General features: G+C 53.0%; 13 protein-coding genes. 4 read left to right on the forward strand and 9 right to left on the reverse strand.

Going from position 1 to position 13,175, the window contains the following annotated elements; genetic code table 11:
- Window positions 1–96: 96 nt before the first annotated feature.
- Window positions 97–282 carry a hemin uptake protein HemP gene (hemP, locus tag ACKPCT_RS12935; RefSeq protein ID WP_244544809.1) on the reverse strand — a complete coding sequence of 62 codons (186 nt, stop codon included), beginning with the start codon at window positions 280–282 and terminating at the stop codon, window positions 97–99.
- A gap of 511 nt (window positions 283–793) precedes the next feature.
- On the opposite strand from hemP, the gene ACKPCT_RS12940 reads away from it, so the two are divergent.
- Complete coding sequence (locus tag ACKPCT_RS12940) at window positions 794–2,821, forward strand: TonB-dependent receptor domain-containing protein (RefSeq protein WP_319567087.1); 2,028 nt, start codon at window positions 794–796, stop codon at window positions 2,819–2,821.
- Between the two features lie 49 nt (window positions 2,822–2,870).
- Here the strand turns inward: ACKPCT_RS12940 and ACKPCT_RS12945 are convergent, their stop codons facing one another.
- The 7 genes from ACKPCT_RS12945 to ectA form a co-directional block, all read right to left on the reverse strand.
- Window positions 2,871–3,287 carry a DUF4345 domain-containing protein gene (locus ACKPCT_RS12945; protein ID WP_319567088.1) on the reverse strand — a complete coding sequence of 139 codons (417 nt, stop codon included), beginning with the start codon at window positions 3,285–3,287 and terminating at the stop codon, window positions 2,871–2,873.
- Between the two features lie 29 nt (window positions 3,288–3,316).
- Window positions 3,317–4,144, reverse strand: coding sequence for an NAD(P)H-binding protein (locus tag ACKPCT_RS12950; RefSeq protein ID WP_319567089.1), 828 nt, complete (start codon window positions 4,142–4,144; stop codon window positions 3,317–3,319).
- Window positions 4,145–4,258: 114 nt separating this feature from the next.
- On the reverse strand, window positions 4,259–5,257 hold the full coding sequence (locus tag ACKPCT_RS12955) for an AraC family transcriptional regulator (RefSeq protein ID WP_319567090.1): 999 nt from the start codon (window positions 5,255–5,257) through the stop codon (window positions 4,259–4,261).
- Between the two features lie 151 nt (window positions 5,258–5,408).
- Window positions 5,409–6,845, reverse strand: coding sequence for an aspartate kinase (locus ACKPCT_RS12960; RefSeq protein ID WP_319567091.1), 1,437 nt, complete (start codon window positions 6,843–6,845; stop codon window positions 5,409–5,411).
- A gap of 30 nt (window positions 6,846–6,875) precedes the next feature.
- Complete coding sequence (locus ACKPCT_RS12965) at window positions 6,876–7,280, reverse strand: ectoine synthase (protein ID WP_090075420.1); 405 nt, start codon at window positions 7,278–7,280, stop codon at window positions 6,876–6,878.
- A 4-nt stretch (window positions 7,281–7,284) separates the two neighbouring features.
- Window positions 7,285–8,571 (reverse strand): diaminobutyrate--2-oxoglutarate transaminase, encoded by a 1,287-nt coding sequence (gene ectB, locus ACKPCT_RS12970; RefSeq protein ID WP_319567092.1) that lies wholly within the window; start codon window positions 8,569–8,571, stop codon window positions 7,285–7,287.
- Window positions 8,572–8,645: 74 nt separating this feature from the next.
- Window positions 8,646–9,176, reverse strand: coding sequence for a diaminobutyrate acetyltransferase (ectA, locus tag ACKPCT_RS12975; protein WP_319567093.1), 531 nt, complete (start codon window positions 9,174–9,176; stop codon window positions 8,646–8,648).
- 257 nt (window positions 9,177–9,433) lie between these two features.
- Here ectA and ACKPCT_RS12980 point away from each other — a divergent pair, with 257 nt between their 5' ends.
- A complete protein-coding gene (locus ACKPCT_RS12980; RefSeq protein WP_090075417.1) occupies window positions 9,434–9,910 on the forward strand; it encodes a MarR family winged helix-turn-helix transcriptional regulator in 477 nt (158 codons plus the stop codon).
- Between the two features lie 119 nt (window positions 9,911–10,029).
- On the opposite strand, the gene betI is transcribed toward ACKPCT_RS12980, so the two are convergent.
- Window positions 10,030–10,686, reverse strand: coding sequence for a transcriptional regulator BetI (gene betI, locus ACKPCT_RS12985; RefSeq protein ID WP_090075416.1), 657 nt, complete (start codon window positions 10,684–10,686; stop codon window positions 10,030–10,032).
- Between the two features lie 131 nt (window positions 10,687–10,817).
- On the opposite strand from betI, the gene choX reads away from it, so the two are divergent.
- Window positions 10,818–11,750: a choline ABC transporter substrate-binding protein gene (choX, locus tag ACKPCT_RS12990; RefSeq protein ID WP_319567094.1), complete on the forward strand. Its 933-nt coding sequence runs from the start codon at window positions 10,818–10,820 to the stop codon at window positions 11,748–11,750.
- Complete coding sequence (locus ACKPCT_RS12995) at window positions 11,747–12,649, forward strand: alpha/beta fold hydrolase (RefSeq protein WP_319567095.1); 903 nt, start codon at window positions 11,747–11,749, stop codon at window positions 12,647–12,649. The genes choX and ACKPCT_RS12995 overlap by 4 nt, the downstream gene beginning before the upstream one ends.
- The last annotated feature ends 526 nt before the right edge of the window (window positions 12,650–13,175 follow it).

Genomic DNA, 13,175 nt, shown 5'->3' on the forward strand with positions numbered 1-13,175 from the left:
TTTCCTCAATTGCCCGGACACTGCAGAGAGAACTTCCTGTGTGCCGGTTTGGGGATCTCACTTTCCCACTGGCAACGCCTCGGGAAGCGGATTGGATTATTTTGTCAGGATGAGTTTCTGCTGCGAGGTTATGCGCAAGCGGTAGATTTCTCCGCGATGGGAGAGATGTATCTCACGCGCATTGCCGAACAGTCTTTCTGTGTCGAGGATTAGGGGCAAAGCGGGTTGGCCTTCCTCGGCAGAAGGTTTGGCGAGAGGACCTTTGTTTTGTTCAGGCATCATCGTCTTTTTTCTTTCCGTTACGTTGAAAAAAGCGGTCGATTTCGTATGTCTCGGACGGTCCAATCCGATGTGATTTGTTTTGATTCATGAGTCGTGAACTCATAAATTAATTGTTGACTCATTTACTCAGGTTTAATACTTAGCGCAAGAGCCTTCTCAAAATAGTGCACATTGTTCTGGTACATATTTGAGAAGCAAAACGACAGCTAGCCCGTTCGTTTGCCTATTGAGCAGTTCGCGACAGCCAGCCAAAAAATCATAAAATTCAAGAGGCTATCATGCGAGAAGCTGTTTGCCGCTTTAGCGGCATCTACAGTTTGACTGCTTGGCTTACTGCGCCAAAGTGTGGGTGTGAAAACTTTCACGTCCCGAAGCGGATGGGCCTATCCGGCAAGACCGGACCATCTGCAATCAGGCTTTGGACACCCCTTCCCTCAAATTTTGTTAACAATTTTTCGCTCGGACCGTTTGAGCAAACGTGGTCCCGGGCTGGAAAATCCAGGAGAGTATCATGAACACCCATGCCATCCGGTTAGCGATGTTCCGTGCCGGAACTGCAATGACTGCAGTTTGTCTGTTTACAGCTGCGCTCGCACAGGAGTCCCTGCAAAAGCCCATTGTTACCACGCTTGATGAAATTACGGTAACCGCCTCCAAGGGAGAAGGTGCGGCGATCAACGAGATGGCTTCCATCAGCGTTGTCGGGGAGCAGACCAAGGAGGAAACGGGGGCCAATACGGTTCGAGACCTCCTGAGAGGGGTTCCTGGAGCAAGCGTGGCGATGACACCTGGAGACACCGCTGCTTCTATCAATCTACGCGGACTGGAAGGCTTTGGCCGCGTCGTGGTTACTGTCGATGGCGCACGGCAGAACTATCAACAATCCAGTCACGGTTTAACAAGCGGTTCCTTCATTTTCGAGCCGGAATTCCTGCAAGATGTGACGGTCATCAAAGGCCCGTCTGCCAATGCCTATGGCTCAGGTGCCATCGGCGGGGTTGTTGGCTTCAGAACGAAAAGTCCGGGCCATTTTCTCGAAGCGGATGAAACCTGGGCTGCAGAAACCATGCTGCGCTATAACACCAACAAAGGGTGGGCCGCTGGCGAGACAGCAGCAGTGCGTGTCAATGATGCATTCTCTGTTCTTGGGTCTCTGGTCTTTCGAGATAATGACGATTATCAAGACGGCGACGGAAACAGGATTGAGAATTCTGATAGCCAGGTTGTGCGTGGCATGGCCAAGGCCGACATTCAACTGAGTGAAGAACAAAGACTGGTGCTTGGTTATATCCATAACCACGACGAAACCACCACCTCTTCGGGTAGCTATGGCAATGTAGTCGACACGAACAATCTGACGGCAGACTATAGCTATGTCAGTCTGGATAATGACTTGGTGGATCTTCGGATCAATGGCTATTGGACAAGCACCGATCTGGATCAGGAGTATCTGAGCAGCTCAAGCAGTTGGTATGGGCAGACGCGCACTTTCCAAATTGACACAATCGGTGCCGACATCGTCAACAGCAGCCTGTTTTCGACCGGCGCGTTTGCTCATAAACTGACATATGGTGTTGATGGATATAGAGACGAGGTCGACAATAGTGACCCTGCTCATTCTGGTAGAGATGGCGCAACCCCATCGGGCCAACGCACTGTTTATGGTGGCTTTGTTCAGGATTCGGTCGGTTTCGGAGACTGGCTGGAAGTAAATGGTGGCTTGCGGTATGACGCGTTCAACCTGGAGGGCAACGGCGTAGACAATTCCGGCTCGCACCTGTCCCCGAAAGTGACGGTTGGCGTCTCACCATTTTCTGGCAACGCCCTGGGTGGACTACAGGTTTATGGCTCTTATGCCGAGGCCTATAGAGCACCTGCGCTCACCGAAACACTCGTAAGCTGGTCGCATATGGGCCTGTTCGAGATGATACCCAATGCGAATTTGAAACCGGAAACCTCGCGCAACTATGAAGCTGGCATCAACTATTCGGCTGACAGCGTCTTCACGGACAGCGACGGGCTACGCCTGAAAGCTGCAATATTCCAGAATAACGTGTCTGACTATATTGAGCAGATCGGTATCGGGATACCTGCTGCGCCCTATTATACATATCCTGAATATCAGTATCAGAACATCAAAAGCGCTCGTATTGAAGGCGTCGAGCTTGAAGCCACATATGATGCCGGCTGGTTTTATGCCGGATTATCCGGTTCTATCCAGAAGGGCTACAATGAAACGGATGGAGGCCTTCTGGATTCCGTCCCTGCGAACAAGTTCGTAACCAACATCGGATTTAGAGCATTGGATGACAAGGCCAATTTCGGTGCTCAGTGGGAGACTTACAAGGCGCAGGACGATACGTCTGCCGAAGACTATGATGTTGTCAATCTCTTCGCTTCTTATGAGCCAAGAGAAGGAACAAGCTTGTCAGTGAATGTCGACAACCTATTTGACGAAACCTACAAACCCTACGGGTTCACAGACAATTCGAGCGGACGCGCCATCATGTTTACCTTCAAACAGCGTTTTGGTGGCTAAGGCCTTGCAAAAAGTGCGGGAGGGCACTGCGTCCCTCCCAACAACGGCTCTAAACCGATTGGGTCTTGTTGGGCTGCACACAACGCTTGGGCACGAACGCTATCAGACAAAGCGCCGCGATTACACACTCGAAGACGAGAGCCATAAGAATGCCTTTCGAGGGCATCCCGTCCAATATCAGACTGACAAGGCGACCGGCCGGAAAGGACAGAAAGACCGTCAGAGAAGCAAGAATGGCAACAGCTGCAAACCTTTGTCTTGCGATGCCAAGCAGCATGATGACACCAAGAGCAGCAAGCCCTGCCCCGGGAGCGCGAAGCTCACTCAAAAGACTTGCCTCAGAGCCAAGAGTGATGCCGTAGCTGGCGTAGAACATATGTGGCATGGTGGTGATGGTGGCGCCGATGCCAAATGCGGTGAGGCCAGCGATGCCAAGAACAAGCTTTTTAAAGAAATTAAGCGTCATGGTTTTGTCCTTCTGTATGAAGTGGCAAGTTACGCTGCAGCGCTCCACGCCCCATTGAGCGCTGTTTTATGCGCGAATTGGGCAAAGCTGGTCGGAGCGCGTCCCAAAGCGCGCTCAACCCCGTTGCAGACATTGGCATTGCGTCCGTCCAACGTCTCGCGGGCAATCGCGGTAAAGACATCTGCGACGAAATCCTCTCCTGCTTCTGCCACATTGGCGTGGAAGTCCTCAAAGGTGATGGGAATGTGCCGAATGGGCCGTCCAGTCGCATTGGACAGAATCTCTGCCATGTCCGCAAAACCAAGTAGATCAGGGCCAGTGACTTCGTAGAACTTGCGCGCGTGGCCCTCCTCAGTGAGGGCGGCGACCGCTACGTCTGCGATATCGTCGATATCAATGATGGGCTCCAGAATGTCCCCCCCGGGCATCGGTAGCACGCCAGCAAGAATCGGGTCGCGCAGGTAGCCTTCGCTGAAATTCTGTGCGAACCATGATGAGCGAACAAGCGTATAGTCCAACCCCGATGCCTCGACGACCTTTTCGCCTTCTCGTGCATGGTGCTCTCCCCGACCGGACAGAAGTACCAGACGCTTGAGACCAGAAGACTTTGCCATAGCGCACAGCGCCTCAACCTTTTCGACCGCACCGGGAAAAGCCAGATCAGGAAAATAGGTGACATAGGCAGCCTCTATGCCGTCAAGGGAAGCAGCCCATGTATTGGAATCTTCCCAGTCAAATGGGACTGGTGCGCGGCGGGAGCCATAACGAACAGCTTTTCCCAGCTTTTCGAGACGACTGACAACGCGGGAGCCGGTCTTGCCGGACGCGCCAATGACGAGAATAGGGTGATCGGACATGTGAAGTCTCCTTTGCAATCGGTTGATGGCCGGAGACTAAGGTGGGAGGCGGATCCAGATATTGACCGTAGGCGCCATCTTTTTGACAGTCGATGCCAACAAGCCCATTGAAAACTATGGCTGAGACTTGCGATAGCTCGCCGGCGTGTGGCCGGTCCATCTTTTGAAGGCACGGTTGAATGCACTTTGCTCGGAATAGCCTGTCAGGAAGGCGATTTCGGAGAGCGCATAGCGTTCTTCTTTCAACATGCCAATCGCGATGTCCCTGCGTGTTTCTTCCGTTAGCGCCTGAAAGCTGACGCCTTGCTCTGCGAGCCGACGGTGAAAGGAGCGAACGCTTAATCCAAGTTGGCGCGCAATGTCCGCCATTTTTGGCAATCCGTTGCTAAGCGCGCGGGCGATTTCGTCTTTGGTTCGTGCCCCCAATGTGGGGGTGTCGTCAATCTTGGATAGCTCGTCATCCAGATGCGATACCAAAAAGCGTGTGATGCCCTCATCTCCCAGAAGGTTGGGAGCCGACAGAGACTCTGGCGCCATCAACAATGCGTCCATATGCGCATCGAAATGCACCGGACAGCCAAAATAGGCTTCATGACGCGCGACCGACTTGGGGGCAGGATGCTTGAAATAGACAGCAAGCGGAGCAAAGGCGTCGGATGTAACCTGTCGGCTAAGCGAAACAGCACTGGCAAGATCGGCTTCGATGGAAAGACGCATTCCCAAACGTCTTTCCCCTTCGCGGTGCTCGATAAACAATAGGCCTTCTTCACCCTGCTTCAGTTCGTATCGCACGAAACTGGTCCAAAGACGAGCGTAGCGCTCCACACGGGAGAAAGACCCCAATAAGGTTGGTGCGGCCTTCCAGGCCAGTCCGAGCGCTCCATATTCATCCGGACGCATTGCATCACCCACAATGAGCGGCAAGGCTGTGATGTCAAACTGCCGGGCCATCAGTTCGAGCATGCCGTAATAGTCTGCTTCGTCCAGCATCAGCTTGGGGTCAAATGGCCCATCAACGTCAAGGCCGACCGCCCCCAACACCACCTTGGCGTCGATGCTATCCCCTGCCGCTGCAACAACTTTCCGCGCAAATAGTGATGTAACCTGACCCATAACGGGAAATTACTTAGAAAAACGACCTAATACAAGCAATGCTTTTCATCAGTCCGTCTGCTTCAGGCGCCAAATCTCGGGTGATCGCCCTTTTCAATCATCCTGATGAGGACCAGCTCCCTTAAGAAGTAGTCCTCATCAGAATATGATGTCATGCCGCTTTCTTCAGATGGTTCGCTTTGGCGCCCCCAATCAGCGCCTTGTGAAGGGCAACCACGGTGCTGTCAGCAGCATCTTGCGGAACGACAAACTGAATATCCACGTTGCGCGGCGACTGTTGTGCTGCCAGCACATCGATGCCGGCTTTCTCCAGTGCCACCAAGCCTTTGGAGAAGGCATTAAGTCCGGTAAGATCGCGACCGATCACTGAGACAATCGAAACATTGCGGATGCTCACCTGAGCGGAGGGAAAGATTGCTTCCAGATCCGACACCACCCGCCGCACAGTCTTCAAAGGGGCTTCAACATAGTGGGTAATGGCATTGGCATTCGACGTTTTCGACGCGATGCGCACCTTGTGGCGCTTCAGGGATGCCAAAACCTCGGCGTCATAGCCTTTAACCCCCACCATGTCCGGCTCAAACAGTTCGAGAGCCACGACATTGAGACCGGTAATAATCTCCACCGCAGAGGAATCTGCGGGCTGTTCGTCAATGAGCGTGCCAGGATCGGACGGATCGAAGGCATTCGTAACCCGCAGGGCGACCTGCGATTGGCGCAAGGTCTTTGCCGCATTGGGGTGAATGGCTTCCATCCCCATATTGGAAAGCTGATCTGCCACATCATAATTTGTGTGGCCAAGCTTGCGAACCGAATCTATTCCAACCAACGCTGGGTCGGCAGAAGAGAGATGAAATTCCTTGTGAATGATCGCTTCTTCTGCGCCAGTATAGGCGGCGATGTTGGAAAAAGTGACTTCAGAATAGCCGCGATCATATTCGCGCATCAAGCCCTCGCGGCATTGCGCATAGCCTGTCACGATGGGCAGTTCCGACGTCAGATCCACATCCTTGAAAGCGCCAGCAATGCGCTCCTGCAAACTCCATTCGGTTTCGTCACGCCAGCCGCTGAGATCGATAAAGCGCGCATTGACCCCGGCGCGTTTGAGCATCAGCGTTGTCACATAAGCGGAATGGGCTTCCCCCAGACCGGAGAGCAGCTCACGCACGATCATCATCTGGTTGGAAAGCCTGAAATGCCCGTAAGAGCAAAGGCGTCTTAGATCGAACAGGCAATTGCGCGCGCCCTCGATCCGATCTCGCACGAAATTCTCGGCCAGAGTGCGATCTGCGGAATTGTGCAAGACCGCATTGTGCTGTTCTGCCATGGCTGCGCCGACGCGGGTTAAGGCATCCAGCCAGCTGTGATCATTGTCGTCATTTGCAAAGAGCGCGTAAACACCCGGATCGCCGGTTTTCTTGTGCTCCAGCAGCAGGTTTGTGATCCCACCAAAGGCGGAAACGACAAAGATCCGGTGAAACAGCTCTTCCGCTGTACGATCACCTATGATCAGTGTATCGCGCAATTCATTGATGCGCGACATGGAGGTTCCGCCGATTTTCTCGACGGTGTGTTTTGGGAAGGTCAAATGATGTCATCCGACAGATGTCGGAGCCTTTCAAGCTGATTCCAGATCTTCTGCGGCGGCGTAGGAGCCATCTTCGCGATGCACTTCCTTGCCGGTCACAGGCGGGTTGAAGCAACAGGCCATGACCAGTTGTTCCTCTGCCCGCAGAATATGGCGGTCGTGTTGGTCCAGCGCATACATCACACCGGGTTTGATGGGGTGGGTTTCGCCGGTCGCAAGATCGGTGATCGAGCCGCTCCCCTGCATGCAAAAAACGCTCTCGAAATGGTTCTTATATTCGAACGTGTGCTCGGAGCCTGGTTCCAGAAAGGTGATATGGAAGGAAAAACCCATTCTGTCATTCGCCAAGAGCATGCGGATGCTGCTCCATTGGGCGTCTGATACCACGCGATCTGGTTGGCTTTTCAAAATCTCGTTGAGGTCGCGCACAATCATGCTGTTACTCCGCTGCGTATTTGTAAGTGCCCAGCACATTCTGTGCTGCGTCGATGAGAATATCCAAACCGGACAGAAGCATGTCGTCCGGTGTTGTCAGAGGAGCAAGGATCTTGACCACTTCATCCTCTGACCCTGAAGTTTCGATGATGAGCCCGTTTTGGAAGGCGCGGGCACAGATCTCTGCAGCCAGGTCACCACTCCCCACGTCAACGCCGCGCATCATGCCGCGTCCTTTCAGGCGTGCGCCCGGGATCATGTCGGCAATGGCCTGCAAACCCTGCTCGATCAGTTTTGCCCGACGCGCAATATCCTGTTCAAAGCGATTGTCGGACCAGAATTTTTCAATCGCGGCCCGCGCCGTGACAAAGGCATGTGTGTTGCCGCGAAAGGTGCCGTTATGTTCCGCCGGCCCCATGACATCATGCTCTGGTTTTACCAAGACAAGCCCCATTGGCAGGCCAAAGCCGGAGATGGACTTGGCCAAGGTGATGATGTCTGGAGAAATGCCGCTTTCTTCAAAGGAGAAAAAGCGCCCGGTGCGCCCGCATCCGGCTTGCACGTCATCAACGATCAACAATGCACCCGCCTTTTTGGCCATCTGCGCAATGCTGCGTAGCCACTCAGCGGAGGCCGCATTTAACCCGCCCTCGCCCTGAACCGTTTCAAGAATGATGGCTGCTGGCGCATCCATTCCCGAAGACTGATCAACAAGCATCGCTTCGATGAAGGCCGTTGTATCATTATGCTCCCCCACGAAACCATCAAAGGGCATGCGGGTGACGTTGTTTAACGGTACTCCGGATCCTTCGCGGTGATAGCCGTTGCCGGTTGCCGCCAGCGCGCCTTGAGTTACACCGTGGAACCCGTTGGTAAAGGCGATAATGTTGGAGCGCCCCGTGACCTTGCGCGCAATCTTCATCGCAGCTTCCACGGTGTTGGCACCTGTCGGCCCGGTGAACATGATTTTGTGCGCCATCTTGCGCGGGGTGAGAATATGCTTCTCGAACGTCTCAATGAAAGCGGCTTTGGTGTCCGTATGCATATCCAGACCATGGGCAATGCCATCAGCTTGAATATGGTCAATAAGGGCCTGTTTGAGGTCGGGGTCATTGTGACCGTAGTTCAGCGAAGAGCAGCCTGCGAGAAAGTCGATATAGCGTGTCCCGTCTTGATCGATCATCTCTGATCCGTTTGCAGAGGTGAAGACGGTGTCAAAGCCACGACAATAACTGCGCGCATCGGATTCGCGACGTGTAAAAATGTCCGTGTTAGCGGGTGTTGTAGACATAAGGTTTCCTTGGGGTTTCCTTGGCGTTCGAAAAATAAGAAGGGTGCGGTGATCAGGTTTGGCGAGCAGAAGGCTCAAGCCGCCAGCGCCGCACGTTCCGCCAGCCGGATCGTGACTAGATTTTCGGTATCGTGGCGATCCTGAAAATGCTGCAACTGGGTGTAATAGGGCTGGGAGTCCAGCTCGCAGCTCTGGTTTTTCGCGAATTTGCCAAACAAAGCCCAGGACGCCTCGTTGTCTTCTGTGATTGTTGTTTGCAGCTTGGTCACAGCCTCGCATTGCGGTCTGTCGATGATCGTCTGCAGCATCTTGCTCCCGAGTCCGAGACCGCGGGCCTTTTGCGCAACGGCGACCTGCCAGATAAACAACGTGTCCGGCTCATTGGGTAAGATATAAGCAGAGATCCAGCCAACGACCTCCCCGGACAACTCCGCCAACACACAGGTGTCCGCGAAATGATCACATTGCAGAAGATTGCAATACATCGAGTTTTCATCGAGTGGTCGGCAATTGCGAATGAGTTCCCAGATCTCGGCGCCATCCTCGGCGCAGGGAATGCGCAACAGGGGACGGGCGGGGTGAATCTGTTTAGCGGTATATTGCATGTGTAGTGAGCTCCTTTTCGCTTCGCATATCGAACTAACATAGCGGTCAATAAATTTCAACAATCAAAGCAATATAATTTCAAACTCGATCCAAAATGACAGAAATCAGCCAGAAATAAAGAGTTTCTGCACGAGAATTATCAATTATAGCTTTGATAATCAAATTAAATAAAATTTTGCTTTACCGAAGTAATCTGGCTATTATTCTCGCATTGAAACACCTTTGTGTTCTTCAACAATCATCAAATGGAGGCCACTTGGACCGCATCGACTCTAGCTTGATTGCCCTGAGACGGATTGTGCGCGCGACTGAATTGTTTGGTCGCGAAATCCGCCAGACCAGCGGCGTCACTCCCACCCAGTTTCGCGTTTTGCAAATTGTCTCCGAGCAAGGATATGCCACGGCCAAAGCTATTTCAGTGCGGATGCGTGTCTCGCAAGGCACGGTCACCTCTTTGGTTGACAAGCTGGTGCGTGACGGTGTGGCGGTGCGCGAGAAATCCACTCAGGATCGCCGACAGACGAACATCCTTCTCACAGATGCTGGACGCGCTGTGCTTCGCGATGCGCCGGACCCTTTGCAACAAACATTTGTGCGCAAGTTCGCTGCCATGGAGAATTGGGAGCAAGCCATGCTTGTGGCCAGTCTTGAGAGAGTGGCGGCTATGCTGAATGCTGAAGATATGGACGCATCACCAGTGTTGGATACCGGCGAGATAAGACCCACAGAATAAAACCAAGCAGCTTGGCTCGTGGCCGAGTTGCCATTGGCCACCACAACGTTGGCTAGACACGCACTTTCCTGAGTTGCCGAACCAAGACAGCAAGATGCATCTGCACTGTCCTTGCGGAATCAGGAGCGGTTGTTGCTCATGCTTGCCATGATCCGCGACACGTCTATCATGCGGTCGCGTGCCCGCTGCCGATCCTCACTCGCTGGCAGACGTGCGTCGAGCACCGCATCGAGCTGGTCCCGTGCGGCGTCCTGACTTAGTCCATCGAGGCTCAGGCCACACCGAAGCCATAGGCCATCGACGGCAGTCGTTAACACATCAGACATCAAATTTGCGTCCTGCTCTGGCAGAAGGCTGCGCAAGGGGCCGATAAGGTTCGAGCGCATTCTGGCATAGATCACCGTCTGGATGCGCTGGTACGACGTGATGTGAGGCACACCGGCGCAAAGCGAAATCCATGCATGAGCCACATCGGTCCGAAAGGACGTAGGGGAAAGATTGGTTTCCAGAACCGCATAGATGCGCTCCCATGGCGTTTTCGCTTCCCGCAGCAGAATGATCGCTTCCTTGCACAAGACCGCATTGGCATAGCGCAGCGCGGCAGACAATAGAGCTTCCTTGCTTTGGTAATAGTGCAGAACATTGGCTTTCGAAGCGCCAGCTTCTTCTGCTACGCGCGACAGCGACGTTCCCTGAAGGCCATGCTTCATCAAGGTGCGATAAGCGGCGGCTGCATATTCTGCCCGCCTTATCTGAGAAATGTTCCTTCGCCCCATTGCCCCCCTCCAGTTAGCCCGATCTGATACGGCTTTTCTTCTAGAATAGGTTGACTCTATGGTCAATCTATTAGATTTTAGATCGTAAATTGACCAAATGATTTATTTATAACCCAAGAGAATCATAAATTATGAAATCGCTTCTTTCCACCACATGTGCCCTTCTTTTTTCCGCAGCACTTCCCGCTCAAGCCGATTGCAATCTGGTGCGTCTTGCCGAACCGGGCTGGACCGATCTGGCGCTCACATCCGCAATCACGCAGGTCCTGATCGAAGGAATGGGTCACAAGACAGAGAGCAAGATCCTCGGCATTCCCGTGATCTATGAATCCATGAAGCGCAAGGATCTGGATGTCTTCATGGGATATTGGGATCCGGCGATGGAAACCTATTTCAATGCCTATCGTGATAGCGGAGAAATCGAAACCATCCATACCAATCTGGAAGGCGCCAAATTTACATGGGCCGTTCCCTCCTACGTATATGACGCGGGGGTTCACTCTTTTGCAGACCTTGCCAAACACGCGGATGAATTCGACGAAAAAGTTTATGGCATTGAGCCGGGCTCGAACGATATCATGCTCGACATTGTCGCCAAGAACGAATTTGGGCTGGGAGACTGGAAGGTTGTCGAAAGCTCGGAACAGGGCATGCTGTCTCAGGTTGCGCGTGAGATAAAGCGCGAGAAGTGGATCGTGTTCCTTGGCTGGGCACCGCATCCCATGAACACGGCCTTTGATCTGAAATATCTTGAAGGGGGCGATGCCTATTACGGCCCGAACTTTGGCGGGGCGACCGTCCATACGCAAGTGCGCAAAGGCTATCAAAAAGAATGCCCACAGATTGGCAAACTGCTTGATCAGCTCACCTTCACTGTGTCCATGGAAAGCGAGGGCATGGGCTATATTCTGGACGACAAGATGAGCGCTATGGATGCCGCACGCAAAGTCATCGCCAACCACCCTGATATGCTTGATACATGGTTGGAAGGGATTTCCACGACGGATGGCAGCCCGGCTCTCGCCGCAGTCAACGCAGATCTCGGACTTAACCCCAAACCATGACGAGCACGGATCTTTACGCCAAGTTGGGTGACATCCGAATGTGCTACAGGCAAGACGGGTCTTCGGATGCGCCCGCCCTCATCTTGATACCTGGCCTCGGCATGCAGTTGATCGAATGGCCTTCAGCCCTTGTCGAGGCGCTTTCACAGGACCATAGAGTCATTCGCTTGGACAATCGGGATTGCGGCCTTTCAAGCCGATGCGGCGGGCCATTTTCGGCGATTCCGTCCGGCTTCTCCTGGAAAGGAAGTGCATTAGAACAGGCACCCTATGACCTGACAGATATGGCGGATGACGTCATTGCATTGGCCAATCATCTGCAACTGAAACAATTTGGCTGTATCGGCTTTTCCATGGGAGGCATGATCGCGCAGATTGTCGCAACAAAGGCTGACGATCGGGTGCGATCTCTTGTGTCAATCAGCAGCACGGGAGGTGAAAGTGTGATTTCCGCCGAGCCTGAAGCCTTGAGGCAGATGGAAAGCTTTTTCTTTCCTTTCGCCACGGCGATGGAAGCATCGGAGGTGATCCGATCGAGCAATGACTATTTTTCGCGCGGCGCATTGCCCCGCGATAGCGCGCAGAGTATCAGGCTGGCCCATGCGCTTGTTGAGCGCGCCCAAGATGAAGGCGGCTATCTGCGACAGGCCTGGGCCATGACGGCCACTGCGGCTTGGAGGGACGGATTGGCAAAGCTATTGGTTCGGGCTCTCTTTCTTCACGGAGACAAAGATCCATGTATCAAGGCAACATCTGCCCAACAGATGGCAGGCGATATGCCTCAGGCCAGTTGCACGATCTGTACTGAGCTCGGGCATTGGATTGATGACCAGATTTGCGCGCAAATTGTGAGCTGGATAAAAGAGACTGACCTCGCAATATCTCGATGTAGCGCCTGATCCATCATTGCGAGAATACTTCCTGCACCGGGCCAAGAAGATGGTTCGCAATCTTTTTGCATTATTATGCTAAGAGAGTTGTCAGGTGGCATGAAACCCTAAAATTGGGGCCATCAATGAATTCATGAAAAATCTTGGCACCCAATATGGCCCCACTCGGGTCGCATATGGTGAAATCGCCTGACACACTCCGAGAAACCTGAGACCTAAAAACCCCATAATTCCAAAGACTTGTTGACATAAGTGGGACGGGCTAGGAAAAATGATGGTGCCCCGAGGCGGATGTCATTTTCAGAACTGTAACCCATTGAAATTTCGATATAAAAATTTTGCAACCAAAAATTTCATGCCTGTGGATGGCACCGTTTTGGGCACTAGACCTTAGGCTAGGTCAGGCTCGCTTCCAGCTCAACCTGAAAATTTCGGCTCAACGTCTTCCGATCGGCGGATTCGGAATGCGAACGTCTTTCTCCATTCTATCCGATAGCCCGAGATAGGAACAAATCACATTTTTCTTGCATCATCC

It is taken from the genome of Cohaesibacter marisflavi, from assembly GCF_963665895.2.
Taxonomy (GTDB): Bacteria; Pseudomonadota; Alphaproteobacteria; order Rhizobiales; family Cohaesibacteraceae; genus Cohaesibacter; species Cohaesibacter marisflavi.